At 63.1% G+C, this 26,811-nt stretch carries 20 protein-coding genes; 15 read left to right on the forward strand and 5 right to left on the reverse strand.

Translation table 11 applies throughout. From position 1 onward, the window contains the following. Positions 1-8 precede the first annotated feature (8 nt). Positions 9-944, forward strand: coding sequence for a LysR family transcriptional regulator (locus AC1D1B_RS19190; protein ID WP_352917025.1), 936 nt, complete (start codon positions 9-11; stop codon positions 942-944). A 12-nt stretch (positions 945-956) separates the two neighbouring features. Here the strand turns inward: AC1D1B_RS19190 and argE are convergent, their stop codons facing one another. Then, a complete protein-coding gene (gene argE, locus AC1D1B_RS19195) occupies positions 957-2,123 on the reverse strand; it encodes an acetylornithine deacetylase (protein WP_477334032.1) in 1,167 nt (388 codons plus the stop codon). Between the two features lie 279 nt (positions 2,124-2,402). Between argE and AC1D1B_RS19200 the strand changes: the two genes are divergently transcribed. The 3 genes from AC1D1B_RS19200 (at position 2,403) to AC1D1B_RS19210 (ending at position 8,585) form a co-directional block, all read left to right on the forward strand. Further along, a complete protein-coding gene (locus AC1D1B_RS19200; protein WP_477334033.1) occupies positions 2,403-4,472 on the forward strand; it encodes an oxidoreductase in 2,070 nt (689 codons plus the stop codon). Positions 4,473-4,869: 397 nt separating this feature from the next. Then, positions 4,870-6,246 (forward strand): aspartate aminotransferase family protein, encoded by a 1,377-nt coding sequence (locus AC1D1B_RS19205; RefSeq protein ID WP_477334034.1) that lies wholly within the window; start codon positions 4,870-4,872, stop codon positions 6,244-6,246. A gap of 497 nt (positions 6,247-6,743) precedes the next feature. Further along, positions 6,744-8,585: an epoxide hydrolase family protein gene (locus AC1D1B_RS19210; RefSeq protein ID WP_477334825.1), complete on the forward strand. Its 1,842-nt coding sequence runs from the start codon at positions 6,744-6,746 to the stop codon at positions 8,583-8,585. Positions 8,586-8,849: 264 nt separating this feature from the next. On the opposite strand, the gene ftsZ is transcribed toward AC1D1B_RS19210, so the two are convergent. From ftsZ to AC1D1B_RS19225, 3 genes are all read right to left on the reverse strand, one after another. Beyond that, positions 8,850-9,830: a cell division protein FtsZ gene (gene ftsZ, locus AC1D1B_RS19215; protein WP_477334035.1), complete on the reverse strand. Its 981-nt coding sequence runs from the start codon at positions 9,828-9,830 to the stop codon at positions 8,850-8,852. 258 nt (positions 9,831-10,088) lie between these two features. Then, complete coding sequence (locus tag AC1D1B_RS19220) at positions 10,089-10,247, reverse strand: hypothetical protein (protein ID WP_477334036.1); 159 nt, start codon at positions 10,245-10,247, stop codon at positions 10,089-10,091. 80 nt (positions 10,248-10,327) lie between these two features. After that, positions 10,328-11,434, reverse strand: a complete 1,107-nt coding sequence (locus AC1D1B_RS19225) for a LysR family transcriptional regulator (protein ID WP_477334037.1) — start codon at positions 11,432-11,434, stop codon at positions 10,328-10,330. Between AC1D1B_RS19225 and AC1D1B_RS19230 the strand changes: the two genes are divergently transcribed. The 3 genes from AC1D1B_RS19230 to AC1D1B_RS19240 all read left to right on the forward strand — a co-directional run bounded on the left by AC1D1B_RS19230 (position 11,433) and on the right by AC1D1B_RS19240 (position 15,041). Further along, on the forward strand, positions 11,433-11,588 hold the full coding sequence (locus AC1D1B_RS19230; RefSeq protein WP_477334038.1) for a YjiS-like domain-containing protein: 156 nt from the start codon (positions 11,433-11,435) through the stop codon (positions 11,586-11,588). The genes AC1D1B_RS19225 and AC1D1B_RS19230 overlap by 2 nt on opposite strands. A gap of 101 nt (positions 11,589-11,689) precedes the next feature. Beyond that, a complete protein-coding gene (locus AC1D1B_RS19235; RefSeq protein WP_477334039.1) occupies positions 11,690-12,478 on the forward strand; it encodes a DeoR/GlpR family DNA-binding transcription regulator in 789 nt (262 codons plus the stop codon). 82 nt (positions 12,479-12,560) lie between these two features. Beyond that, a complete protein-coding gene (locus AC1D1B_RS19240) occupies positions 12,561-15,041 on the forward strand; it encodes a GcvT family protein (RefSeq protein WP_477334040.1) in 2,481 nt (826 codons plus the stop codon). Here AC1D1B_RS19240 and AC1D1B_RS19245 read toward each other — a convergent pair. After that, positions 15,038-15,907, reverse strand: a complete 870-nt coding sequence (locus AC1D1B_RS19245) for a LysR substrate-binding domain-containing protein (RefSeq protein WP_477334041.1) — start codon at positions 15,905-15,907, stop codon at positions 15,038-15,040. The genes AC1D1B_RS19240 and AC1D1B_RS19245 overlap by 4 nt on opposite strands. Positions 15,908-16,056: 149 nt before the next feature. Between AC1D1B_RS19245 and AC1D1B_RS19250 the strand changes: the two genes are divergently transcribed. The 8 genes from AC1D1B_RS19250 to AC1D1B_RS19285 all read left to right on the forward strand — a co-directional run bounded on the left by AC1D1B_RS19250 (position 16,057) and on the right by AC1D1B_RS19285 (position 26,811). Further along, the gene (locus tag AC1D1B_RS19250; RefSeq protein WP_477334042.1) at positions 16,057-17,763 is read left to right on the forward strand and encodes a Na/Pi cotransporter family protein; all 1,707 of its coding nucleotides are present in this window, start codon (positions 16,057-16,059) and stop codon (positions 17,761-17,763) included. Positions 17,764-17,902: 139 nt separating this feature from the next. After that, on the forward strand, positions 17,903-19,102 hold the full coding sequence (locus tag AC1D1B_RS19255; protein ID WP_477334043.1) for a 2-aminoethylphosphonate--pyruvate transaminase: 1,200 nt from the start codon (positions 17,903-17,905) through the stop codon (positions 19,100-19,102). A 25-nt stretch (positions 19,103-19,127) separates the two neighbouring features. Beyond that, positions 19,128-20,384 (forward strand): phosphonoacetate hydrolase, encoded by a 1,257-nt coding sequence (gene phnA / locus AC1D1B_RS19260; protein WP_477334044.1) that lies wholly within the window; start codon positions 19,128-19,130, stop codon positions 20,382-20,384. Between the two features lie 235 nt (positions 20,385-20,619). After that, entirely contained in the window at positions 20,620-22,077 is a 1,458-nt protein-coding gene (gene phnY / locus AC1D1B_RS19265; RefSeq protein ID WP_477334045.1) for a phosphonoacetaldehyde dehydrogenase, read from the forward strand. 71 nt (positions 22,078-22,148) lie between these two features. Continuing rightward, positions 22,149-23,507: a (R)-1-hydroxy-2-aminoethylphosphonate ammonia-lyase gene (gene pbfA, locus AC1D1B_RS19270; protein WP_477334046.1), complete on the forward strand. Its 1,359-nt coding sequence runs from the start codon at positions 22,149-22,151 to the stop codon at positions 23,505-23,507. Between the two features lie 247 nt (positions 23,508-23,754). Beyond that, positions 23,755-24,786, forward strand: coding sequence for a 2-aminoethylphosphonate ABC transporter substrate-binding protein (locus tag AC1D1B_RS19275; protein WP_477334047.1), 1,032 nt, complete (start codon positions 23,755-23,757; stop codon positions 24,784-24,786). Positions 24,787-24,815: 29 nt separating this feature from the next. Continuing rightward, a complete protein-coding gene (locus AC1D1B_RS19280) occupies positions 24,816-25,961 on the forward strand; it encodes an ABC transporter ATP-binding protein (protein WP_477334048.1) in 1,146 nt (381 codons plus the stop codon). Further along, positions 25,954-26,811, forward strand: a complete 858-nt coding sequence (locus tag AC1D1B_RS19285) for a 2-aminoethylphosphonate ABC transporter permease subunit (RefSeq protein ID WP_477334049.1) — start codon at positions 25,954-25,956, stop codon at positions 26,809-26,811. Before AC1D1B_RS19280 ends, AC1D1B_RS19285 begins: the two co-directional genes overlap by 8 nt.

A 26,811-nucleotide genomic window follows, 5' to 3' on the forward strand; every position in this document is an offset into this window, starting at 1 on the left:
AGAAGCCCATGCCGTTACGCTTCACCCTGAGACAACTGGAATATTTCGTCGCCGTCGGCGAAGCCGGATCCATTACCAAGGCGGCCGAGCAGGTCAATGTTTCGCCGCCGTCGATCTCGGCGTCGATCGCGCAGCTCGAGGCCGAATTCGGCGTCCAGCTTTTTGTCCGCAAGCATTCGCATGGCCTGTCGCTCACGGCTGGCGGTCGCGTTTTCCTGAAGGAGGCCGCCAGGCTGCTGGTCGACGCCGATGCCCTGCACGATATCGCCGGCGACATCGCCGAGAAGGTGCGCGGGCCGCTGGCGGTCGGATGCCTGCTGACCTTCGCGCAGATCGTCATGCCGACCCTGCGCATGAAGTTCGAGCGCGCCTATCCCGAGGTGCGGTTCCGACAATTCGAACGCAACCAGGGGCAGTTGCTCGAAATGTTGCAGCGAGGCGAAATCGATGCAGCACTCACCTACGATCTCGAACTGTCGCAGGACACGACGTTCGAACCGCTGATGCTGGTGCCGGCCTATGTCATGCTGCCGCAAGGGCACCGTTTCGCCGGCAAGGCTTCCATCACGACGGAAGAACTGGCCGACGAGCCGATGGTGCTGCTCGACCTGCCCTATAGCCGCGAATATTTCCTTTCGGCCTTTCATTCGCGAGGAATCCGGCCGAACATTGCCGAGCGCACCGGCGACATCGCGGTAATGCGGTCGATGGTCGCGAACGGCTTCGGCTACGGCATCGCCAACATGCGGCCGCTCAACACGCTGGCGCCCGACGGCAAGCCGCTGGTCTTCGTGCCCCTGGAGGGAGATTTGCGGCCTCTGACCATGGGGGTCGCGTTGCCCAACGCCGAGCACCGCACCCAGACAGTGCAGGCATTCATCGATCATTGCCGCCGTTTCGTCGTCGAACAGGGCGTGTTCGGTAGCGGGCGGGTCGTGGAATAGCCACGAACTTTGTCAGGCAACCTGAAGCTGGTGATCGGCAAGCCGCCGCAGCAGATTGTCCAGCATGTCGTCGCAGCGGCGCATCTGTTCGACGCTGACGAATTCGTCCGGTCTGTGGCCTTGCGCCATCGATCCCGGCCCGCACACGATGGTCGGCGTGCCGAGGTCGCGGGTGAACAATCCGCCTTCGGTGCCGAAGGCAACCTTGATGGTGTCGTTGGCGCCGGTTAGCGACTTCACGAAGGCCACAGCCTGCGAATTCGTCGGCGTCTCCAGCCCCGGATAGGTGTTGGTGATGTCGATGTCGATGGCCGCCTCCGGCGCGATCGTTGAAGCGGCAGCGGCAATACGCTGCGCCTCCGCGCGCAGGCCCTCAAGGATATCGGCGGCATTGTCGGCCGCGACATTGCGGATCTCGAAGTCGAGTTGGCAGAGGTTCGGTACGATGTTAAGCGCCACGCCGGCATTGATCTTGCCGACGTGGACGGTCGTGTAGGGAATGTCGTAGTCGCCGTCGCGCGCGCCGTCGCGCGCCAGCCGATCCTGTTCGCCGCGCAATGCGGAGACGAAGTCGCAGCCCAGATGAATGGCATTGAGCGCCAGCGGCGCCAGCGCCGAATGGCCTTCGCGTCCCCTGCAGATGGCGCGTGCGGCGAGCTTGCCTTTGTGGCCAGTCGCCACCTGCATGTTGGTCGGCTCGCCGACGATGCACAGCAATGGCCGGTGTGGCGCGGACCGCAGCATGTCGATCAGGCTGTGTACGCCGATGCAGCCGACCTCTTCGTCGTAGGAAAGCGCCAGATGCAAGGGCGTCTGCAGACCCATTTTCTCGGCCTTTAGACAGGCGGCGAGCGCGCAGGCGACGAAACCCTTCATGTCGGCCGCGCCGCGGCCGTAAAGCTTGCCGTCGCGCGCGCTCATCTCGAAAGGCGGTAGCGTCCAGTCCTGGCCGTCGATGGGGACGACATCGGTATGGCCGGACAGCATCACGCCGGGAGCGTCGGCCGGCCCGATGGTGGCGAAAAGGTTCGCCTTATGGCCGTCCGCGCTGCGGATGATCTGGCATGCAATGCCCTGTGCCGCCAGCAACTCCGTCACGTAGCCGATGAGGTCGAGGTTCGAAACGCGGCTCACCGTCGGGAATGCGATCAGCTTTTCAAGGATTCGGATGCTGTCCATGTGTTGTAGGTCTCATTGGCCGTGCGCGCTATCTAGCATCGCGTGGGCGCGGTGTTGAAGTCGCATTTGGCTCAACCGGGATTCACCGGATGCTAATCCAGGCGGTGGGGCTGATTAGGCGCGTCCTAATCGGCACAGAAGAAATCTGTAGTTTTCCGGCACGCGCCGTAACTTATGAGTAGGTTCACGGCATCTGCCCGCCGGGCAGACCGGCTTGCGTCAAAGTTTGAAACCATCACCGCGCATGCCGCGATGCGACGCTGGCAGGAAGGAAGCACCATGCGTGATCCACGCTACGACATTCTGTTCGAGCCCGTGAAGATCGGTCCGGTGACCGCCAAGAACCGCTTCTATCAGGTTCCGCATTGCAATGGCGGCGGCTATCGCGACCCTTCGGCCGCGGCCGAGATGCGGCGCATCAAGTCGGAAGGCGGCTGGGGTGTCATCTTCACCGAGCAGACCGAGATGCACCATACATCGGAGATCACGCCCTTCATCGAGCTCCGGCTGTGGGACGATGCCGATATCCCGGCACTGGCGATGATGGCCAAGGCCATGCACCAGCATGGCGCGCTGGCCGGCATCCAACTGGCCTACTCCGGTATCAACGGACCGAACCTCTACACCAAGGAAGTGCCACGCGGACCCTCGGCCTTGCCGATCCGCACTTTCACCAACGATCCGGTTCAGGCGCGCGCCATGGACAAGCAGGATATTCGCGACTTGCGCCGCTGGCACCGCAATGCCTTCAAACGTGCCAGGCTGGCGGGCTTCGATCTGGTCTGCCTCTATGGCGCGCACGGCTTCGGCATCATCCAGCACTTCCTGTCCACAGCCACCAATCAGCGCAGCGACGAATATGGCGGCTCGCTGGAAAACCGCTCGCGGCTGATGCGGGAGCTGATCGAAGAAGGGCGGGACGCTATCGGCGACACCTGCGGCCTGACGCTGCGGCTGTCGCTGGACGAGATGATCGGCGAACTTGGCTTTGCCAATTCGGAAGTGCGCGACATGATCGAGATGCATGCGGACCTGCCCGATCTCTGGGATCTGGCGCATGGCGCTTGGGAGGACTGCTCCGGGCCGTCGCGGTTCAAGGAGGAGGGCGCGCAGGAGAGCCTGGTGTCCGGCATCAAGACGCTGACGTCGAAGCCGGTGGTCGGTGTCGGTCGCTTTACCTCGCCGGATGTGATGGTGAAGATGATCAAGTCCGGTACGCTTGATTTCATCGGCTGCGCGCGGCCGTCGATCGCCGATCCCTTCCTGCCGAAGAAGGTTGAAGAGGGGCGGATCGAGGACATTCGCGAGTGCATCGGCTGCAACATCTGCATCACCGGCGACATGACCATGTCGATCTCGCGCTGCACGCAGAACCCGACCTTCATGGAGGAGTGGCGCAAGGGCTGGCATCCTGAAAGCATGCAGGCCAAGGGCGACAGTGACAGCGTGCTGATCGTCGGCGCCGGTCCCGCCGGACTGGAGGCTGCCCGCGCGCTCGGCCTGCGCGGCTATCAGGTGGCCCTCGCCGAAGCCGGCACCGAACTTGGCGGTCGCGTGGCGCGTGAGTGCCTCTTGCCCGGTCTCTCCGCATGGGGCCGAGTTCGCGACTATCGCCAGTATCAGATTAGCCAGATGTCCAATGTCGACGTCTATTTCGAAAGCCGATTGTCGGCCGAGGATATCCTGGCTTTCGGGTTTCAGAACATCGCCATTGCCACCGGCTCGACATGGCGCCGTGACGGCGTGGCGCGTGCGCATGTCGTGCCGATGCCGGTGGACCCGGCCATGCCGCTCTATACCCCGGACGACCTGATGGGCGGAAATGTACCGACCGGCACTGTCGTGCTGTTCGACGACGACCACTACTATATGGGTGGCGTTCTGGCCGAGCTGATGGCGCGCCAGGGCGCCAAGGTGACGCTGGTGACGCCGTCCGCCTATGTGTCCGACTGGACCCGCAACACGCTGGAGCAGGGCGCCATCCACCGCCGGCTGGCCGGGCTCGGCGTCGAGATCGTGCTGAACCGGACCGTGACGCGCGTCGTGCCGGGAGGCGTTGCCACCGCCTGCGCCTACACCGGTGCCGAACGCGACATTGCCGCCGACGCCGTGGTGCTGGTGACGTCGCGCCAACAGGACGACCTGGTCTGGCGCGACCTGAAAGCGCGGCGCGACGAATGGGCCGACAATGGCATTCGCTCGATCAAGGTCATAGGCGATGCCGAGGCGCCAGGTCCGATTGCCTGGGCGACCTATGCCGGGCACCGCTTCGCGCGCGAACTGGACGAAGACGATATCGGTGATGCGCTGCCGTTCCGCCGTGAAGTAACGGCTTTGGCGGCGGGGTAGGCCGATGGTATTGGCTTGAATAGGGAAATGACGCCGCCACAAGCCGATCGTGTTTCGCGCAAGCGTGTCGAAATCTGATGTCGGGATCAATCGCAAGACAATACGGAACGATACGGGAAACTTTCTAATTTTGGCCCACGAAAAAGCCAATGAACAGGGTTGCTTCGCCTTTCAAGCGCCCGGCGTCGGGCCTGGCGTTCGCAATGGCTGACATTGCCGGCATCTGGTGCGGCAAGCTTCGGAACAAGGCATTTCCACCAAGCGCAAGCATCGTTGGTTGAGGTCCCGCAGCCAAATATCAAAACGCTGCCTTGTACGGGCCGTCTTGGTTTGTGATCATGTGAAAGGTAAGGGGCAGGAGATAGTTCCCCGTGAACCCCTGTAGACAGGAGCCGTCGTGGACGCCAGACCCAACTCCCCTGAGGCACGTGACATCCGCTACCACCTGCATGGCTATACCAACGCACGCAAACATCAGGAGTCGGGTCCGCTCATCATCGAAAAGGGCGATGGCATCTATGTCGAGGACGCGGCCGGCAATCGCTACATCGAAGCGATGGCGGGCTTGTGGAGCGTAGCCGTCGGCTTCTCGGAAAAGCGGCTGGTCGACGCCGCCACGCGGCAGATGTCGAAGCTGCCCTATTATCACGACTTCGGTTCGAAATCGCATTCGCCGCTTGTCGACCTGGCCGAGAAGCTGGTTCAAATGGCGCCGGTTCCGATGAGCAAGGCGTATTTCACCAATTCGGGCTCCGAGGCCAATGACACGGCGATGAAGATGATCTGGTACCGGTCGAATGCGCTCGGCCAGCCAGCTCGCAAGAAGATCATCAGCCGCAAACGCGGCTATCACGGCGTGACGATTGCCTCGGCTAGCCTGACCGGACTACCCAACAACCATCTTTCATTCGACTTGCCGATCGCCAACGTGCTCCACACTTCGGCGCCGCATTACTGGCGTGATGCGGAGCCGGGTGAAAGCGAAGAACAATTCTCGATCCGTCTTGCCGATGATCTGGAGACGCTGATCCTCGCCGAGGGACCCGAGACCGTCGCCGCCTTTTTCGGCGAGCCGATCATGGGTGCGGGCGGGGTCATCGTTCCACCGGCAGGCTATTGGGCGAAGGTCCAGGCGGTGCTGTCGAAATACGACATCCTGCTCGTGGCCGACGAGGTCATCTGCGGCTTTGGCCGGACAGGCGAGATGTTCGGCTCGCAGACCTTCGGTATCAAACCCGACATTATGGTGCTGTCCAAGCAGATCTCGTCGTCTTACCTGCCGATTTCGGCGCTGCTCATCAATGAGAAGATGTTCGAACCAATTGCGGACGAGAGCGACCGCATCGGTACGTTCGGGCATGGCTTCACGGGCGGCGGCCATCCCGTCGCCGCAGCCGTGGCGCTGGAGAATCTCAAGTTGATCGAGGAGCGCGACCTTGTCGGCAACGCGCGTACGGTCGGTGCGCACATGCAGGCACGGTTGCGCAAGCTCGCTTCGCATCCGCTCGTCGGAGAGGTGCGTGGTGTGGGTCTGATCGCCGCCGTCGAATTGGTCGCTGACCAGACCAGCAAGGCGCCGTGGGGGAAGCCCGGGGCGCTTGGCGGACTGGTCAACGGATTCCTGCAACAGAACGGGGTCATCTCGCGCAACATGAACGATGCGATTGCCTTCTGCCCGCCGCTCATCATTACCGAAACCCAGGTCGATACGCTGATCGATGCTTTCGAGCGGTCGCTTGCCGCCGCTATGCCGCAGGTTCGGCCGCCGGATTGAACAAGGGGATTGCAGGCGAGTCCTGATGTGCCGGGCTGCTCAAGTGAGCATCTGCGTACCCTCATCACGCACGAGCCGCCGAGGACGGTAGCAGGAGAACACCACCGCTTTTCCGCACACCCGTCCAACTCCCAGTCGTGGCGAGATCTGGCGAAGTTGCACAGGCACCACTGCAGCTGCATCCGCGTGCTGAGCGGCACCATGCCAGCTTGCTACACTGCGTTACAAAAACGCCGTTTCCGGACACATTGGCGATACTCCCCAAAGACCAAATCGCGGCCTGGACAAAGCCGGGGCGCAACAAGCTTCGGCAGCGATTTCGGTCAGGAGGAACGAGCGTGCTTGTAAAATCATCCACTCACTCAAGGTCGGCGCAGCGAACCGTTTTCGTCAATGAACTGACGAACGGTCTGCTTGACCCGGCGGTCGCCATGCTCGGGCCGGTCGCCGATGGCGGCATCATCATCGCTAATACGGCGCCCGGATGTTGGGGGCCGATGATTACGCCCGCGATCCGAGGCGGACACGAAGTCACCAAGCCGGTGGCCGTCGAAGGCGCCGAGATCGGCGACGCTATCGCCATCCGTATCCGCTCCCTGGTGGTAACGTCGGCGGTGACGGCATCTGGCCATGACAAAATAATGGCCGGCCGTTTCAACGGCGATCCCTTCTGTGCCGCTGTTTGCCCTGGCTGCGGAACAGAATGGCCCGCGACGCGTATCGAAGGCATCGGCCCGACCGCCATCCGCTGCGAAGAGTGCGGCGCGGATGCCACGCCATTTACCTTTGCCAATGGCTATACGATCGCTTTCGATGACGAGCGCCATGTCGGCCTCACGGTCGATCGGCCTGAAGCAGAAAAGATGGCGAAGGACGCGGCGAAGCTGATGGCCCTGCCGGATACGTCCATCCAGAATCCGATCCTGACCTTTGCTCCGGCTGATCTTGTGGCGGTCGCCACGCCGCGACTTCGAGTGAGTTCGAGAGCGGCTTCATTTGAAAAAGGACGATTAGATATGACCCGTACAAAACGTTTGATTGCCTCCTCCACGTTGCTCGTGGCGGCTGGTCTGCCGATCTCTGCATACACCAACCCGTCGACCCCGAACGCCGTTGTCGCGCAAGCGGATGGTGCTGCGACGAGCGAGGCGGCAGGTCCGGCCGACACGTCCATTCGCCCGTTCCAGTTCCATGCTTCCGATCGCGAGCTGGCCGACCTTAGAAACCGCGTTTCCGCTACGAAGTGGCCGAGCCGGGAACTGGTGAACGACATCACTCAGGGGGTGCAACTGGCGACCATGCAGAAGCTCGCCCAGTATTGGGCGACCGACTATGATTGGCGCCGGTTCGAAACCAAGCTGAATTCCCTGCCGCAATATGTGACGACCATCGACGGCGTGGACATTCATTTCATCCATGTCCGCTCGAAGCGTAAGAACGCCATGCCGATCATCATCACCCACGGTTGGCCGGGCTCCGTCATCGAGCAGCTGAAGCTCATCGATCCGCTGACCAATCCGACCGCGCATGGCGGCACCGAGGCGGATGCCTTCGATGTCGTGATCCCCTCGCTGCCCGGCTACGGCTTTTCTGGAAAGCCGACGGAACTTGGCTGGGACCCCGCGCGCATCGCGCGTGCCTGGACCGTCCTCATGAGGCGGCTCGGCTACAGCAGATTTGTCGCTCAGGGCGGCGATTGGGGTGACGCGGTGACCGAGCAGATGGCCGTTCAGGCACCGCCGGAACTGGCCGGCATCCATACCAACATGCCCGGCGCTGTCCCCGCCGAGATCGAGAAGGCGCTGCAAGCGCGCAAACCTGCCCCTGCGGGCCTGTCGGCCGACGAGCAGCGTGCCTACGGCCAGCTCGACTTCTTCTACAGGCACGGCCTCGCTTATGCCCAGGAGATGTCGGCTCGTCCGCAGACTCTGTACGGGATCGAGGATTCGCCAGTCGGTCTTGCCGCCTGGATGCTAGACCACGACGCTCGCAGCTACGAGCTGATCGCACGGGTTTTCGATGGCAAGGCCGAAGGGCTGACGCGCGATGATGTGCTGGACAACATTACGCTCTACTGGCTGACGAATACCGCCGTGTCGTCGGCCCGTCTTTACTGGGAAAACAAGCTTGCCTTCTTCGCGCCGAAGGGCATCACCATCCCGGTTGCGGTCAGTGCATTCCCGGATGAACTCTATCAGGCTCCCAAGAGCTGGGTCGAGAAAGCCTTTCCGAAGCTGCTTTACTACAACCGACCGGAAAAGGGTGGACACTTCGCCGCCTGGGAGCAGCCCGAAGCCCTGACCAAGGATCTTCGTCTCGCGTTCCGGTCGCTGCGCTGATCGTCTATTGCGGATGGCGCCGATCGCATCCACTGGCCCGATGTCGGTGGATGCGATCTCGACCTTTCAATCATTGCATCACGAGGCATGTCCTCGTCCCCTGAGGGCCTCATGAAATTCCTGATGATCTACATCCTTGGACTGGCAATCCTGGCGGCGCCCTGTGTTTACGATCCGAAATCGCAGGAGCCTTCGCCCCTGATAGGCCTCGTCGCAGCGGCCTCCGCCTCGGTAGCTCCGTTGGCCCAGGAACCGGATCCTTGCTTACTGTGGCATCTCAAGTCCCTGCTGCAATCCTGTCGCGACGACTGAGACCCTGAATTTTCCTGCAAGTGCCCGGTCGAATATGGCGCCGACGATGATGTCGGCGTCGGCGTCGACCTCCTCGCGGATGCGGGTGGCGGCCTCATCGACTTCGAACAGCGTCATGTCCATGCCGCCCGAGATCGAGACCAGGACGCCCTTGGCGCCCATCATCGACGCTTCGTCGAGAAGCGGGTTTGCGATTGCCGCTTCGGCGGCCTTCTTGGCGCGGTCCTCACCCGTGGCTTCCCCGGTACCCATCATCGCGCGGCCCATATCGCGCATCACCGACTTCACATCTGCGAAGTCGAGATTGATCAGCCCCTCCTTGACGATGAGATCGGTGATGCAGCCGACGCCGGAATAAAGGACGCGATCAGCCATGGCGAAGGCGTCCGCGAAAGTCGTCCTGGCGTCAGCGATCCTGAACAGGTTCTGGTTCGGAATGACGATCACGGTATCGGCGCATTCGCGAAGCTGCTCGATGCCCTCTTCGGCGGCTTGCATGCGGCGTTTTCCTTCGAAGGTGAATGGCTTGGTGACGACAGCCACCGTCAGAATTCCGGCTGTGCGCGCAGCGTTCGCTATGACGGGCGCGGCACCGGTCCCGGTTCCGCCTCCCATGCCGGCGGTCACGAAACACATATGCGTTCCCGCAAGGTGGTCCCTGATCTCGTCGATCGATTCCTCGGCTGCCGCACGGCCGACCGCGGGCAGCGATCCGGCGCCAAGGCCTTCCGTGACGTTGGCTCCCAACTGGATCAGCCGCGATGCTTTAGACATGGTCAGTGCCTGGGCATCGGTGTTGGCGACGATGAATTCCGCCCCCTGCAGATTTTCGGCAATCATGTTGTTGATTGCATTGCCGCCACCGCCGCCGACGCCGAAAACGGTTATCTTCGGCCGCATTTCCGAGATGACGGGCCTTGCCGCGGTGCTCATCGTCTTGTCTCCTTGATCGACAAAAGGTTCATCCCGGAACGCGACGCTTGAACACGCCAGGTGCAAGAATCACGTTCTATAGCCTTGGCACAGGGAATCAGAGGGCGAACTTTGCGGCAAGACAAGATGTGGGACATGTACCATATACGCCTATCCAAGCCGACCTTTTGAACGAGTCTCCAGTCCAATCTTTTGGAATTGGCACAGATTCTGGCCAGCGAAAATCCAGCAATCCTTCGGGATCGCACCCGTCAAGCTTCACGCACCCGCCGCACGCACCAGGACCTTGAGAATCTGACGCCAGCCGCGTGCAAGCAGGCTTTCGGCGCGCCTATCGAGCAGCAGCACGCCGCGCCATGTCTGATCTGGGTCGCCCGGTTTACTGAGCACCCATGCGGTGACCGCATATTCGCCCACTGTGAAAGCCGATCCGTGCCAGCCACCAAAGCCTGAGCGCCAGCATGCGGCTCGGCTGGCGGCTGATCGACGCCTGAGGCTTAGCGGATCGGCATCTTGCCGCGAAACAACGGCTGATGGGCCCGCATCAGGGCGGTAATCCGGTCGGCGACTTTTCGTACCGGCGGGGAGTGGCGTTCCTCATGATGGGTGACAATCCACTGGTCGGTTTCGAGTTCGGGGATAGGCTGAGCGACGCGAACCAGCCGCGGATCGCTGTCACCGACGAAGCACGGAAAGACGGAAAGGCCGGCACCGGCGGCCACAAGTTCGCGCACCGAATGGGTGTTGTTGCCGCGCACGGCGATGCGGTCGCCGTGATGGGCTTGCAGCCAGCGCGCCGAGGCAATGTTTGCTCCTTCGCCGGTGACGCCGACGAACAACCCGGCGGCGATGCCGTTGATCAAATGGCGCCCGGAATAAATGGCGTGGGCGACCTTGCCGCTCTGACGGCCGGCCAGCCACTGCTCGGTCGGGCGCTCGCTGCGGATGCCGATATCGGCGGCGCGGCGACCGATGTCGACCCGGTCGGTGGTGGTGACGAGTTCCACCCTGATGCCGTCATCGACCGTCCAGATTTCGCCGATATGGGCGGAAACGAAGGCCGAGGTCCATGGCCCGGCCGAGACGCGGACAATGCGGTCGGGCAGGTTTCCCTCACGCCAGCGGGTCAGCGACTGCATTGCTGCCTCGACGTCTTCGGCGCGCCGCAGCAGTTCTTCACCGACCGGGGTTAGCCGGTAGCCGGTCTGCTGACGCACGAACAGCGCCTCGCCGATCTGCTTTTCGAGCGCGGTGACGCGTCGTCCGAGTGTGGCTGCGCTGAGGCGCGTTGTTGCCGTCGCCGCGCTCAGGCCACCCAGCCGCGCAACGTCGAGAAACAACCTCAGATCATCCCAGCCAATATCCATTTTGCAGAATTGAAAAACTCCTTGCGACGGTGGCTGTAGCGCGAAGCGGGCATCACGCGCAAGTATGCAGGCATTGGAGGCGTTGGATAATCCTACCCTGGCGGGATAATGACAGGCGCCTCGACTGGCCAGGAAGTCAGCACAATCCGTTCGATCGTGCATACGCTTTGCGCAGTTGCTTTGCGTTTTCGACCAACCCAAGAGCGCGGGTATTCCGCTCGCCAAGGAGATGATCATGTTGCATGAACTTCGACACCGTTTCGCCCGCTGGCTTGCCTATCGCCAGACGCTTGCGAGCTTGAGGCGGCTTCCGGACAGCATATTGGAGGATGCGGGCCTTTCTCGCGAAGAGATCCGCGAGCGTGCCCGCGACGCCAGCCTGCGTCGTTGAGATTGGAGGCGGGCATGCAGAGAATGGAGCCGGCGGCGATGGTTGCCTTGGCTGACGTTCACTGCCACATATTGCAACATCGAAGGTCACATGAGGATTCGGTGTCTTCTGACAGCAGCCAGCCGGTGCGCGCGCTTGCAACGCGGCGCCACGATGAGATTCTGAAGCGCGTGGGCGCTCAAGGGTCCGTCAGCATCGCCGAACTCGCGGGGTTCTTCGATGTTTCGCGCGAAACCATCCGCCGCGACCTGAAGTTGCTGTCAGACAAGGGGCAACTCGACATTGTGCATGGCGGCGCCGCCCGCTTCGAGCCGAGCGAACCGGCCATGAGCCTGCGCAGCCAGGAGAATGCCGCAGGCAAGGCGGCGATCGGCAAATTGGCCGCAGGTCTGGTCAAGAACGGAATGGTGGTTTTCCTCGATTCCGGCACCACCACGCTGGCCGTAGCGCAGGCCATAACTGAATTGCGCGATCTGACGATCTGCACCGCCAGCCTGCCGATTGCCCTGCATTTGTGCCATGTGCCCGGCATGCGCGTGCATATGCTGGGCGGCGAAATCGACCCGGGCGAGGAAGCGGCTTCCGGTATCGATATGCTTGAAGCCATGGCGCGCTTTCGTGTCGACATCGCCTTCCTCGGTGGCGGCGCGCTTTCGCCTGACGGCGAGGTCACCGATTTCACCCGCGCCGGCGCCGAACAGCGCGGACGCATGATCGCGCTTGCGGCCAAAACCTATTTCGTCCTCGACAGCAGCAAGTTCGCCAAGCTGACGCCGCTCCGGATCCCGAATTTTCAGCGCGCCGCCGGGGTGATCGTTGATGCCAGGCCGCAGGCCGACATCGCCGAGGCGCTGGCGCTCAAAGGACCGAGCCTCATGGTTGCGCCATGATGTGATATTTTGTTGCATTTTGTGTTGATATTTGGAAATCACCCGCTATGATCCCGGCTGTGTCAAAACGGCAGGATCCTCCATGGCAAACGAATTCCCCACCCAAGCGCGCGTCGTCATTGTCGGCGGCGGCATCATCGGCTGTTCGGTCGCCTATCATCTGACCAAGCTCGGCTGGACCGATGTCGTCCTGCTTGAGCAGGGCCAGCTCAGCGGCGGCACCACCTGGCACGCCGCTGGCCTTGTCGGGCAGTTGCGCAGCCATGCCAACATGACCAGCCTGATCAAATATTCCACGCAGCTCTATGGTGAGCTGGAGGCCGAAACCGGCCTTGCCACCGGCTGGAAGAATTGCGGCTCGCTGTCGGTGGCGCGTACCGCCGACCGCATGACGGTGCTGAAGCGCACCGCCGCCTCGGCGCGGGCGCAAGGCGTCGAGATCGATGTCATCTCAGCGAAGGAAGCCGGCGATCTGTGGCCGGTGATGGCGACCGACGATCTGGTCGGCGCCGTCTGGTTGCCGGGCGATGGCAAGGCCAACCCGACCGATCTCACGCAATCCCTGGCCAAGGGCGCGCGCAATGGCGGCGCCAAAATTTTCGAGCGGGTCAAGGTCACCGGCATCGCGGTGAAGAATGGCGTCGCCTGCGGCGTCGAGACGGATCGCGGCGACATCGTCGCCGAAATCATCGTCAACTGCGCCGGCCAATGGGCGCGCAAGGTCGGGCTGATGTGCGGCGTCTCGGTGCCGCTGCACTCGGCCGAGCACATGTACATCGTCACCGGCAGGATCGAGGGCGTGCATCCGGATTTGCCGGTGATGCGCGACCCCGACGGCTTCATCTACTTCAAGGAAGAGGTCGGCGGTCTGGTCATGGGTGGCTTCGAGCCGCATGCCAAGCCGTGGGGTATGAAGGGCATCCCGGAAAATTTCGAATTTGCGCTGCTGCCCGACGACTGGGACCAGTTCGAGATCCTGATGGAAAACGCGCTTGTGCGCGTGCCGCAACTGGCGGAGGCCGAGGTCAAGAAATTCTACAACGGCCCCGAAAGCTTCACGCCGGACAACAATTTTCTCCTCGGCGAGGCGCCGGAGCTGAAGAATTTCTATGTCGGCGCAGGCTTCAATTCGATGGGCATCGCCAGCGCCGGCGGTGCCGGCAGGGCGCTGGCCGAATGGATCGTCAACAGCGCGCCGACCATGGATCTGTGGCCGGTCGACATCAGGCGTTTCGCCTCCTTCAACAACAATCCGCGCTGGCTGCACGACCGCGTGAAAGAGACGCTCGGCCTGCACTACGCCATGCCGTGGCCGAACCGCGAACTGGACACTGCAAGGCCGTTCCGCCGCTCGCCTCTCTACGACCGGCTGGCCGCCAAGGGCGCCTGCTTCGGCTCCAAAATGGGCTGGGAGCGCGCCAACTGGTTCGCTACTTCTGGAGAGAAAGCCGAGAACGACTATGCCTTCGGCCGCCAGAACTGGCACGAGGCGGTGAGGCGGGAAATGAAAGCAACGCGCGACGCCGTCGCCATCTTCGACCAGACCTCGTTTGCCAAGCTTCTCGTCCAGGGCCGCGATGCCTGTGCGGGGCTCAACCGGATCTGCGCCGGCAATGTCGATGTGCCGGTCGGCACGTCGGTCTACACAGGCGTGCTCAACGATCGCGGCGGTTACGAAAGCGATCTCACCGTGATGCGGCTCGGTGTCGAAAAATTCCTCATCGTCACCGGCTCCGCGCAAGCGGTCCACGATGCCGACTGGATCATCAAGAACATCCCGGCCGATGCCCATGCCATCCTGACCGACGTGACCTCGTCCTACGCGGTGCTGGCGTTGATGGGGCCGCGCTCGCGCGACCTGCTCAGCAAGCTGTCCTCGGCTGACCTCTCCAACGCCGGCTTTCCGTTCGCCACCATCCGCGAGATCGATATCGGCTACGCCACCGCCTATGCCAACCGCATGACGTATGTCGGCGAACTCGGCTGGGAATTGATCGTGCCGACCGAATTCGCCGTCGGTGTCTACGAGGCGCTGCATGAGGCCGGCCGCGAATTCGGACTGCTCGACGCCGGTTACTACGCGCTCGACGCGCTTCGCATCGAAAAGGGTTTTCGCGCCTGGGGCAGGGAATTGACGCCAGACATCAACCCCTGGCAGGCCGGGCTTGGCTTCGCCGTCAGCATCGACAAGCCGGGCGGCTTCCTCGGTCGCGACGCGCTGCTCGCGGCAAAGCCATCGGCGGCACCGGCCAAGCGCGTCGTACTGTTCACGCTCGACGATGCCGAGCCGATGCTGTGGGGCGGCGAGCTGATCCTGCGTGACGGCAAGCCGGTGGGCGAAGTGCGCTCGGCGGCCTACGGCCACACGCTCGGCCGTTCGGTGGCGCTGGGGCTGATCGAAAACGAGGCCGGCGTCGACGCGGCGTTCCTCAACGGCGGGCGTTTCGAGATCGACCTCGCCGGCGTTCGCCATGCCGCGACCGCGCATCTGCGCAGCCCATACGATCCGAAGTCGGAGCGGGTGAAGGCGGATGTGGTTGAGGTGAGGGCGGCGGCTGCCTAATCCACCGACATCGATCTTGCCATGTCGAGGAAGGCGCGCACCAGTTTGCCGCCGCTACGTTCACGCAGGCAGATCAGCGCTTCGTCCATCAAGGTTTCCGGCGCGTCTATGGTGATCGGCACCAGTCGCGAATCCTGGCCGAATTCGGCCGCCGAGACAAAGCCGATGCCGGCGCCTGAAGCGACGATCTCGCGGACGGCTTCGCGGCCTTCGGCCTCGATGACCGGCCTGAGTTCGATCTTCGACGCGGCTGCGAGGTCTTCAAGCTTCTGGCGCGTCTTCGATCCGCGCTCGCGCATGACCAACGATTCCTGCGCAAGCTGCTTGAGGGTCAGCGATTTCCTGCCGGCCAGCGGATGATCGATGGAGGTGAAGGCGATGATCGGCGTCGAGTTCAGTTTCAGCACCTCGAAATCGCGCCCGGTCGGCACCTCGCCCAGGACGCCGATGTCGGCGTCGTAGCTGTAGAGGCTGCTGATCACCGTTTCGGTGTTGCCGGCGCGCACCGAAACCTGGACGCCGGGATAGCGGGCTCGGAAGCTGCCGAGGATGTGCAGCAGATGGTGCGCGGCATCGGCGACGATGCGCAGTGTGCCGGAGCGCAGCGCGCGCGACTCTGTCAGCAGTTCGAGCGCCTGCTGCTCGGTGTCGAACATGCGATGGGTAATCTCGAGCAGCTTCTGGCCCGATTGGGTCAGCGTCACCTGCTTCTTGTTGCGATTGAACAGCAGCACATCGTACTCTTCCTCGAGCTTGCGCACCTGGTCGGAGATGGCAGGCTGGGTCAGGAACAGCGCCTCGGCGGCGCGTGAAAAACCGCCCGAAATTGCCACTTGGTGAAAAGCCCGCAGCTGAACGTAGCGCATCTCTAATGCCTCCGAACGCCTGAAATCACACGGCAGCCTATCATAAGGTGCGCTAACTAAAAGATAGAAATGAACGATTTGACTTATGTCTGACCGGCCATCAGCCTTACTGTAGGTCGACGTCCCTGCCGGCCGTTGGAGGCGCGGCCATGCAATTTTCCATCATCCTGCTGCATCTCGCAGGTGCCGTCATGCTGCTGCTGTGGGCCGTGCGCATGGTTCGCACCGGGGTCGAGCGGGCCTGCGGCCCCGCCTTGCGCGATGCGCTGAGACAGGCGCGGGGCGCACGGCTGAGGTCAGCCGGCGCCGGCACCGTGCTTGCAGTGCTGCTGCAGAGTTCCACCGCGGTCGCCATGCTGGCGGCCGGGTTTGCCGCCAGCGGCTTGATTTCAGTATCCGGTGGGCTGGCGATCCTGCTTGGCGCCGATCTCGGTTCGGCGCTGGTCGTTCAGGTGCTGTCATTCGACCTCAGCTGGCTGGTGCCGGCGCTGATCCTGGTCGGCGGCGCGATGTTCCTGAAATTCGAGGCACGCGGCATCAAGCAGGGCGGACGCATCCTAATGGGCATCGCCTTCGTCCTGTTGTCACTGCACATGGTCAGTGAGGCGACGGCGCCGATGCGGCAGAGCGCGTTGCTGCCGCTGGTGATTTCCTATCTGCGCGCCGACTTCTTCACCGCTTTCGCCGCCGCGGCGCTGTTCACGTGGCTGATCCACTCCAGCGTGGCGGCGATCCTGCTGTTCGTCACGCTCGCGGCACAAGGCGTCCTGCCGGTCGAGGTCGGGCTGTTCTTCATCCTCGGCGCCAATTGCGGTGGTGCGCTGATTGCTGTGTGGCTGACGCGCGGGGAGGCTGTCGAGGCGCGCCGTGTCCCGCTCGGCAATCTCATCTTCCGTGGCACGGCCGCGTTCGCCGCCTTGTTTGCGCTTCAGGCCGTGGTGTTTCCGGTACATCTCTTCGGCGCGACCGAGGGACGGCAACTGGTCAATCTGCACCTTGTCTTCAATCTCGCACTGGTCGTCTGCTGTCTACCCTTCACCAGCCTGATGGAGAAGCTCGTTAACTTGCTGATTGCCGACAGACCGGAGGCAAAGGCAGGCGAGGGTGTCGATCTGATGTCGCGTCGCGCCAGCGCGCTCGACCGCACCGTCATGCGCACACCGGGTCTCGCCCTGGCCAGCGCTACCCGCGAATTGCTGCGCATGGGTGAAGTCGTCGAGGTGATGCTGTGTCCGGTGATGGATTTCTTCGACGCCGGCACCGCAGAGCAGACCCGCCAGGCGCAGAAGCTCGACGAAGAGGTCAACCGCGCCCATACCGACATCAAGCTCTACATTGCCGAGGTCAATCGCGGCAGCATGTCAGCGGCTGAAGCGCAGCGAGGCATCGAGCTCACCGACTTCGCCATCAATCTCGAACGCGCCGGCGACATCGTCGCCAAGAACCTGCTCGTGCTCACCCAGGAATTGCGCGACAAGAACTTGCGCTTTTCAAGCGATGGCTGGAGCGAACTGTCCGGGCTTCACAATCGTGTCATGGCTAACATGCAGCTTGCGCTCAACGTGCTGGTGTCGAGCGATCTCGACTCGGCGCGGCAGCTCGTCGTTGAAAAGGAGCGGATGCGCAAGCTGGAACGCCTGAGCCATGACCGTCACCTCAAGCGCCTGCAATCGGGAATGCCGCAAAGCATCGACACCAGCGACATCCATCTGGAGGCGGTCAGGGCGTTGAAGGAGATCAACTCGCTGCTGGCTTCGGTCGCTTATCCGTTGCTGACGCAAAGCGGCGATCTGCTCGAAAGCCGGCTGGCGAGGACCGGTAAGGCAGCAGGCGAGATGGCTTCCGCTGTGGCGTGACAAGGCGGAACTGTTCGATGAAGCCGGCAAATCTATCCATCGTCTAAATCGATACTTCGATATGAAATAACGATTTTACAAATATGTCATTCAGGCCGAGAGTAAGGCCACATCGAAAAGCGATCTATCGGAGGACACCATGCTCGCCGAGACCAAATTTGCCGCGGAGCCGCTGGCCAAGCCGGCGCTGGGCGAGCCCTATCTGCTGACTCCGGGGCCGCTCACTACGGCCTATTCCGTCAAGCAGGCCATGCTGCGCGACTGGGGTTCGTGGGACGGCGACTTCCGCGCCATGACAGCCGATCTGCGCCGCCGTCTGCTGGCGCTGACGGGCGATGCGAAAGACGAATTCGACTGCGTGCCGATGCAAGGCAGCGGCTCGTTCTGCGTCGAGGCGATGCTGGGTTCGTTCGTGCCCAAGGACGGCAAGGTTCTGGTGCTGGCCAATGGCGCCTATGGCCTGCGCGCCGCGCAGACCATGCAGTATCTCGGCCGCGCCTATACGCTGATCGACAAGGGCGACTACCTGCCGCCGCGCGGCGACGAGGTGGCGGCAGCGCTTGAGGCCGATCCGGCCATCACCCATGTCATCGCCATCCATTGCGAGACCAGCTCCGGCATCCTCAACCCGGTCGCCGAGATTGCCGAGGCTGTCCAGGCCAAGGGCCGCAAGCTGCTGGTCGATTCCATGAGCGCCTTCGGTGCGGTGCCGCTCGACGTCAACGAGATCCGCTACGAGGCGATGGTCTCCTCCGCCAACAAATGCATCGAGGGTGTGCCCGGCTTCGGCTTCATCATCGCCCGCAAGAGTGAGCTCGAAGCCGCCAAGGGCCGCAGCCACTCGCTGTCGCTCGACGTCCACGCCCAGTGGGCACACATGAACAAGACTGGGCAGTGGCGCTACACGCCGCCGACGCATGTCGTTGCCGCCTTCCTCGAAGCGCTGCGCCAGCATGAGGCCGAAGGCGGTGTCACTGGGCGTGGCGCCCGCTACACCAGGAACCGCGACGTGATGGTCGCCGGCATGCGCGACCTCGGCTTCGAAACCTTGCTCGGCGACCGCTGGCTGTCGCCGATCATCGTCACCTTCTTCAACCCGGCCCATGCCAGTTTCGCCTTCGACCGTTTCTACGAGCTGATGAAGGACAAGGGCTTCATCATCTATCCGGGCAAGCTGACCGCCGTGGACTCCTTCCGCATCGGTTGCATCGGCCAGATGGACGAGCATGTCATGCGCCGCGTCGTCGAGGCGGCGGCTTTCTCACTGCATGAAATGGGCGTCGACACCGCCGCTCCACCCGCCGCGGCACTCGCCGAGCGCGCCAAACTCGCCGCCTGAAGCGGCCGATCTCGAGGGATTTTCGATGAACCAGATGTCTCCCATTAATGTCGCCGTTAACGGCCGCACTTACGCCTGGCCGCGCGTGCCGGCCATCGCCATCTGCCTTGATGGCTGCGAGCCGGCTTACCTCGACGAGGCGATCAAGGCGGGGCTGATGCCGGCGCTGGTCAGGATCAAGGACAAGGGCACGGTGCGCTTTGCACATTCGGTCATTCCAAGCTTCACCAACCCCAACAATCTGTCGATCGCCACCGGTAGGCCGCCAGCGGTGCACGGCATCTGCGGCAACTATCTCTACGAGCGCGAGACCGGCAAGGAAGTGATGATGAACGACCCGCGCTTCCTGCGCGCGCCGACCGTCTTCCAGGCCTTCTATGACGCCGGCGCCAAGGTTGCGGTGGTCACCGCCAAGGACAAGCTGCGGGCACTGCTCGGCAAGGGTCTCGCCTTCGACGAGGGCCGCGCGCTGTGCTTCTCGGCGGAAAAGTCGGACACCACCACCAAGACCGAGCACGGCATCGACAATGCCTCGAAGTACTTTGGGCTGCCGGTCCCGGAGGTCTATTCGGCCGAGCTCTCGGAATTCGTCTTCGCCGCCGGCGTCCAGCTGCTGAAGGAATTCCGGCCTGATATCATGTACCTGACGACCACCGACTACGTGCAGCACAAATATGCGCCGGGTGTGTCGCAGGCCAACGCCTTCTACGAAATGTTCGACAAGTACCTGACCGAGCTCGATGCGCTGGGCGCGGCGATCGTCGTCACCGCCGACCATGGCATGAAGCCGAAACACAAGGCGGACGGTTCGCCCGACGTCGTCTATGTCCAGGACCTGCTCGACGAGTGGCTGGGCAAGGACGCGGCGCGCGTCATCCTGCCGATCACCGACCCTTATGTCGTGCATCATGGCGCGCTCGGTTCGTTTGCCACCGCCTATCTGCCGGATGGCGCCGACCAGGCCGGCATCATGGCGCGGCTGGCCAAGATCGACGGCATCATGCTGGTCGTCGACAGCCCGACTGCCTGCGAGCGCTTCGAACTGCCGGCCGACCGCATCGGCGACATCGTGCTGATCTCGACCGAGAACAAGACGATCGGCACCTCAGAACACCGCCATGATCTGGCGGCGCTCAACGAACCGCTGCGCTCGCATGGCGGGCTGACCGAGCAGGAGGTGCCGTTCATCGTCAACCGCGTGCTGCCGGACTTGCCCAACGAACCGACGCTGCGCAACTTTGACGCCTTCTACTACGCGACGATGGCGGCGGCGCTGGCTTGATGTTGAGCGTGAATGTCGACCCCCACTCCGCCGAGCTTCGCTCGGCACCTCTCCCCCGATCGACGGGGGAGAGGAAAGGCGCCAAGGCCAGCTGCGGCTTAGCTGTAAACGTTGAGGGCACTGACCTAGCCTGATTTCCTCTCCCCCGTCGATCGGGGGAGAGGTGGCCCGAAGGGCCGGAGTGGGGGTCGATCCTCCGCCGCGACGCGCCCAAGAATCTGCCGGAGCAGAGCACATGACCAAACTCGATACTTCCATCAAGGTTCGCCACGAACCGATGCGCATTGCGGGGCGCAAGGTCGACGCCGATGACGTCGTTCCGGTCCACTATCCCTACACCAATGCTGTTATCGGCACCGTGCCTGCCGGCCGCGCCGAGCACGCTCGCCAGGCCTTCGCGATCGCCGCCGGCTACAAATCGAAGCTGACGCGCTACGAGCGCCAGCAGATCCTGTTTCGTGCCGCCGAAGCGCTGGCATCGCGCCGAGAAGAAATCTCCGATCTCATCACGCTCGAGCTCGGCATCTCCAAGACTGACTCGCTCTATGAGGTCGGCCGCGCCTATGACGTGTTCACCCTGTCGGCGCAGATGTGCATCCACGATGACGGCCAGATCTTCTCTTGCGACCTCACCCCGCACGGCAAGGCGCGCAAGATCTTCACCACCCGTGAGCCGCTGAAGGCGATCTCGGCGATCACGCCGTTCAACCATCCGCTCAACATGGTGTCGCACAAGGTGGCGCCGGCGATCGCCACCAACAATTGCGTGGTGGTCAAGCCGACCGAGCTGACGCCGATGACGGCGCTGCTCTTGGCCGACATCCTCTACGAAGCCGGGCTGCCGCCGGAAATGCTGTCGGTGGTGACGGGATGGCCGGCAGATATCGGCAATGAGATGATCACCAACGAGAACATCGACCTGATCACCTTCACCGGCGGCGTGCCGGTCGGCAAGATGATCGCCCGCACCGCCGGCTACAAGCGCCAGGTGCTCGAACTCGGCGGCAACGACCCGCTGATCATCCTCAACGATTTGTCGGACGACGATCTGGCAAGGGCGGCGGACCTGGCGGTGGCTGGAGCGACGAAAAACTCCGGCCAGCGCTGCACCGCGGTCAAGCGCATCCTCGTCCAGGAAAGCGTCGCCGACCGCTTTGTGCCGCTGGTGCTGGAGCGGGTGAAGAAAATCCGCTTCGGCGATCCGATGGACCGCGCGACCGACCTTGGCACCGTCGTGCATGAGAAGGCTGCGGCGCTGTTTGAAGCCCGCGTCCACATGGCCGCCGAGCAAGGTGCCGACATCCTTTACAATCCGGGCCGTCAGGGCGCGCTGCTGCCGCCGATCGTCGTCGATCGTGTGCCGCACACATCCGAGCTGGTGATGGAAGAAATTTTCGGGCCGATCATCCCGATCGTGCGCGCGCCGGACGATGACGAGGCGCTGATCGCGCTGTCCAACTCGACCGCCTTCGGCCTGTCGTCGGGCGTCTGCACCAACTCTTTTCCCCGCATGCAGAAATACATTTCGGGCCTGCAGGTCGGTACGGTCAACATCTGGGAAGTGCCGGGCTATCGCATCGAGATGTCGCCCTTCGGCGGTATCAAGGACAGCGGCAATGGCTACAAGGAAGGCGTCATCGAGGCGATGAAGAGCTACACCAATGTGAAGACATTTTCGCTGCCCTGGTCCTGACCGGGCAGCATTGATTGGCAGACAATGGAGGGAGCGTTCGACGCTCCCTCGTTCGCGTTTCGGAGACCATGATGGCGGCGATCAAAGAGCTTGTGCACACCGAGGGCGATTCCAACACCACAGCCGCGCGCGGCCGCTGGGATGCCGGCCAGAACGATCCCCTGATACGCGGCCTGCTCGACCGCGACGCGGCCGCCTTCATGCACCAGAGCCTGTCCAGCCCTTGCCTTTCGACCATCGCCAAGGCCGAAGGCATCTGGATCGAGGACACCGCCGGCCGCCGCTTCATGGATTTTCATGGCAACAGCGTGCATCACCTCGGCTACGGCCATCCGAAGCTGGTGGCGGCGATCAAGAAACAGCTCGACGATCTCTGCTTCGCGCCGCGCCGCTTCACCTGCGAACCAGCTGTCGAGTTGGCGGAAAAGCTGGCAGCCCTGGCGCCCGGCGATCTCGGAAAGGTGCTGTTCACCACCGGCGGTTCGGACGCCATCGAAGTGGCGCTGAAGATCGCGCGTGCCGCGACCGGGCGCTTCAAGACGGTGTCGTTCTGGGATGCCTTTCACGGCGCCGGCTTCGGCGCCGCCAGCGTCGGCGGCGAGGCGACCTTCCGCTCGCACATCGCGGGGCCGATGATGACCGGCACCGAGCATGTCGCGCCCTGGGATGGTTATCGCTGCCCCTATGGCCACGGTACGCTTGAAGCCTCAGGGCTCGCTTGCGCCAACATGATCGCCTATGTGCTCGGCCGCGAGCAGGATGTGGCGGCCGTCGTCGCCGAACCGATGCGGGCAACCCCCAACCCGCCGCCGCCCGGTTTCTGGAAACGCGTGCGCGAAGCCTGCGACCGGCATGGCACGCTGCTGATTTTCGACGAGATACCGACCGGCCTTGGCAAGACCGGCAAATTCTTCGCCCACGAGCATGATGGCGTGACGCCCGACATCGTGGTGCTCGGCAAGTCACTCGGGGGTGGCATCCTGCCGATCGCGGCCGTCATCGCCCGCCGTGACCTCGACGTTACCGGCGGCTTTGCCATCGGCCACTACACCCACGAGAAGAATCCGGTGACGACGCGCGCCGCGCTGACGACGATCGACATTATCCTCGAGGAAGGACTGGTCGAGCGCGCAGCCGAACTCGGCCAGCATATGCTGGGACGCATGCAGGACCTGATGGCGCGTTCGCCTTGTGTCGGCGATGTCAGGGGCAGGGGGCTGATGGTCGGCGTCGAGCTCGTCGAGGATCGCGCCACACGCCAGCCCGCACGCGAGCTTGCCGAACGCGTGTTCTACGCTTGCCTCGAACGGGGGCTGAGCTTCAAAGTCAGTCAGGGCAATGTGCTGACGCTGTCGCCGCCGCTGGTCATCTCGAAAACCGATCTCGACCGCGCGCTTGACATCGTCGAGAGCGAGGTGCTGGCGGCCTGACCACGACGGCCAATCGTCGGCTTTTCGCAGAACGGAATCGCTGCCGCGACAGGCATGCGACAGTACCACGACATGTATCAGAGGAACTTTGCCTGTCATAAAATAAATAGATTTTACTTATCGATCACCAATCCCCAAAGTTGATCCAACGACGACCTCCACAAGAGCTACCGGGCGGCAAGATCCCGACGGCGCGATCGTCACAGTGCATCGCAGAATGTGCCATCAATCACAGGGGAACTGATCCATGAAATCGCGAAACACAACCATCGCACTGGCCTTCGCCGCGTCGCTGCTGGCGTCGTCGGCTCTCGTCGCACCGGCGCTCGCCGACGGCGTCGTCACCGTCTATTCCGCCGACGGCCTGCATGACGGCAATGGCAGCTGGTACGAGACCGAATTCGCCGCCTTTACCAAGGCCACCGGCATCACCGTGCAGTATATCGAGGCCGGCTCGGGCGGTGTCGTCGAGCGCGTCGCCAAGGAAAAGTCGAACCCGCAGGCCGACGTGCTGGTGACCTTGCCGCCCTTCGTCCAGCGCGCCGCCGCCGATGGCCTGCTGCAGGATTACAAGCCGGAAGGTGCCGACCAGATCGACGGCGGCACCGATAAGTACCGGCCGCTGGTCAACAACTACATGAACTTCATCTACAACAGCGCCGTGCTGTCGGAAGCACCGAAGAGCTACGACGACCTGCTCGACCCGAAGTTCAAGGGCAAGATCCAGTATTCGACGCCCGGCCAGGCCGGCGACGGCACCGCCGTCATGCTGCAGATCATCCATGCCTTCGGCGGCGAAGATGCCGGCTTCGAATACATGAAGAAATTGCAGGACAACAATGTCGGCCCGTCTGCATCGACCGGCAAGCTGACCGCGCTGGTCAACAAGGGCGAATTGCATGTCGCCAATGGCGATCTGCAGATGAACCTGTCGCAGATGGCCGACAATCCCAACATCAAGGTGTTTTGGCCCGCCGGTCCGGACGGTACCCGCTCCAGTTTCGCGCTGCCCTATGAAATCGGTCTCGTCACCGGTGCGCCCAATGGCGACAACGGCAAGAAGCTGATCGACTTCCTGCTCGCCAAGGAAGCGCAGTCGACGATCAGCTCGGTTGCGCTCGGCATGCCGGCGCGCAAGGACATCAAGCCGGACGACGCCAACTTCGCCAAGGCGCAGGAAGCGATGAAGGGCGTGACCATCTGGTCGCCGAACTGGGACGAGGCGCTGAGCAAGCTTCCCGACTACGTCAAGAAGTGGAACGAAGCGACCGGAAGCTGATCCGCAAGGGAAACCCGGAGGACCACGCCATGTCGGCCGCAGCCTTTACAGGTACCAGTGTCATGGACATCGACGCCGCGAAAATTCGCGGCGCCGGCTCCAATGTTCATTTCGACAAGGTCAGCGTCGCCTATGGCGCGCATGTCGTCCTGCATCCGCTGACCCTGGATATCGCGCCCGGCGAAATCCTGGCGATGATCGGCCCCTCAGGGTCCGGCAAGACCACGGCGTTGCGCGCCGTGGCCGGCTTTGTGCGGCCGGCAAGCGGCCGCATCCGCATCGGCGCCACCGACGTGACCGACCTGCCGCCTTACCAGCGCGGCCTCGGCATGGTGGTGCAGAACTACGCGCTTTTTCCGCATATGCGGGTCGAGGACAACGTTGCCTTCGGCCTCAGGGCACAAGGCGCCGACAAGGCGCTGATCGGCGAGCGGGTCAAGGATGCGCTGGCTACAGTTGGCATGGCGACCTTTGCCAGGCGCTATCCACGCGAACTCTCGGGCGGCCAGCAGCAGCGTGTCGCCATTGCCCGCGCGCTGGCGGTGCGGCCGCGCGTGCTCCTGCTCGACGAACCGCTGTCGGCGCTCGATGCACAGATCCGACGCAACATGGTCGAAGAGATTGCCCGCCTCCACCGCAGCCTGCCCGGCCTGACCATCCTCTACGTCACCCACGACCAGACCGAAGCGCTGACGCTGGCCGACAAGATCGCCATCATGCGCGACGGCAGGGTCTGCTCGCACGGCCCGACGACCGAACTCTACCGCCGCCCGCCAAACCGTTTTACCGCCGAGTTCCTGGGCCGCGCCAACCTTCTGCCGGTGACCATCGCCGAGGGCGTTGGCTCGAAGGGCTTTGCCACGGCAAGGCATGGCGATGTCATACTCATCAGCGCCGGCCGTGACGAGAAGGCCGGCGACAAGAGCCTGCTCTGCATCAGGCCGCAGCATCTCAGCCTGGCGGCCGACAGCGAACACACAAACAGCATCGTCGGCACGCTGAGGGAAGTGCACTGGCAGGGCGAACTGACCCATCTCGTGCTCGATGTCGACGGCACGCCGGTGCGCGTCTCGGCGACGAAACTGCCGATGGCCTTGCCCGAACCCGGCGCCAAGGTGCCGCTGTTCTTCGCGCCCGCCGATACCTCGCTGCTTCCGGAAGACACCGGTGTCTGACGCCATCGCCATCCGTGCGCCGATGGCGAAGGTCTCGCTCGGCAAATTCTGGATCGTGCCGCCGGCAGCTCTGCTGGCGCTGCTGTTTTTCTATCCGCTGGCGCTGATCGCCCGGCAGGCTTTCCTCGACGACAGCGGCGTCGCCAATGCCGCCGAGATCATCCGCGTCCTGCATTCGCGTTTCTTCCTCAACGCGCTGATCAACACGGTGACGATCTCGGTCGCGGCGACAGCCGGGTGCCTGACCGTCGGCCTCGTGCTGGCTCTGATCCTGGCCTTCGTGCCGTTCCCCGGCTCAGGCTTCATCGCGCGGCTGATCGACACTTTCATAGCGCTGCCGACCTTCCTGGTGACGCTCGCCTTCACCTTCCTCTATGGCTCGGCCGGCATGCTCAATGCCGGACTGATGGAAACCTTCTCTTTGCCGCTGCCGCCTGTCGATTTCCTCTATTCGACCTGGGGCGTGGTGCTCGCCGAAGTCACCGTCTACACGCCCTTTATCCTGCGGCCGTTGCTCGCCGCCTTCTCGCTGGTCGACCGCGGCCAAATCGAGGCGGCAAGCGTGCTGGGCGCGCGGCCGTTCCGCATCGTGCGCCAGGTCATCCTGCCGGCGGCGATCCCCGCGCTCATCGCCGGCGGCAGCCTCTGCCTGCTGTTGACCGTCAATGAATTCGGCATCGTGCTGTTCATCGGCGCCAAGGGCGTCATCACGCTACCACTGCTGATCTATGGCAAGGCGATCCAGGAATCGGCTTATCAGGTCGCCTGCATCATCGCCGTCATCAACATCGCGCTGTCGCTCGGCCTGTTCGGTCTCTACCGCTTCGCCGCCGGCCGGTTGGGAGCCTAG

The organism is Mesorhizobium sp. P2_C5_2 (assembly GCF_056404535.1).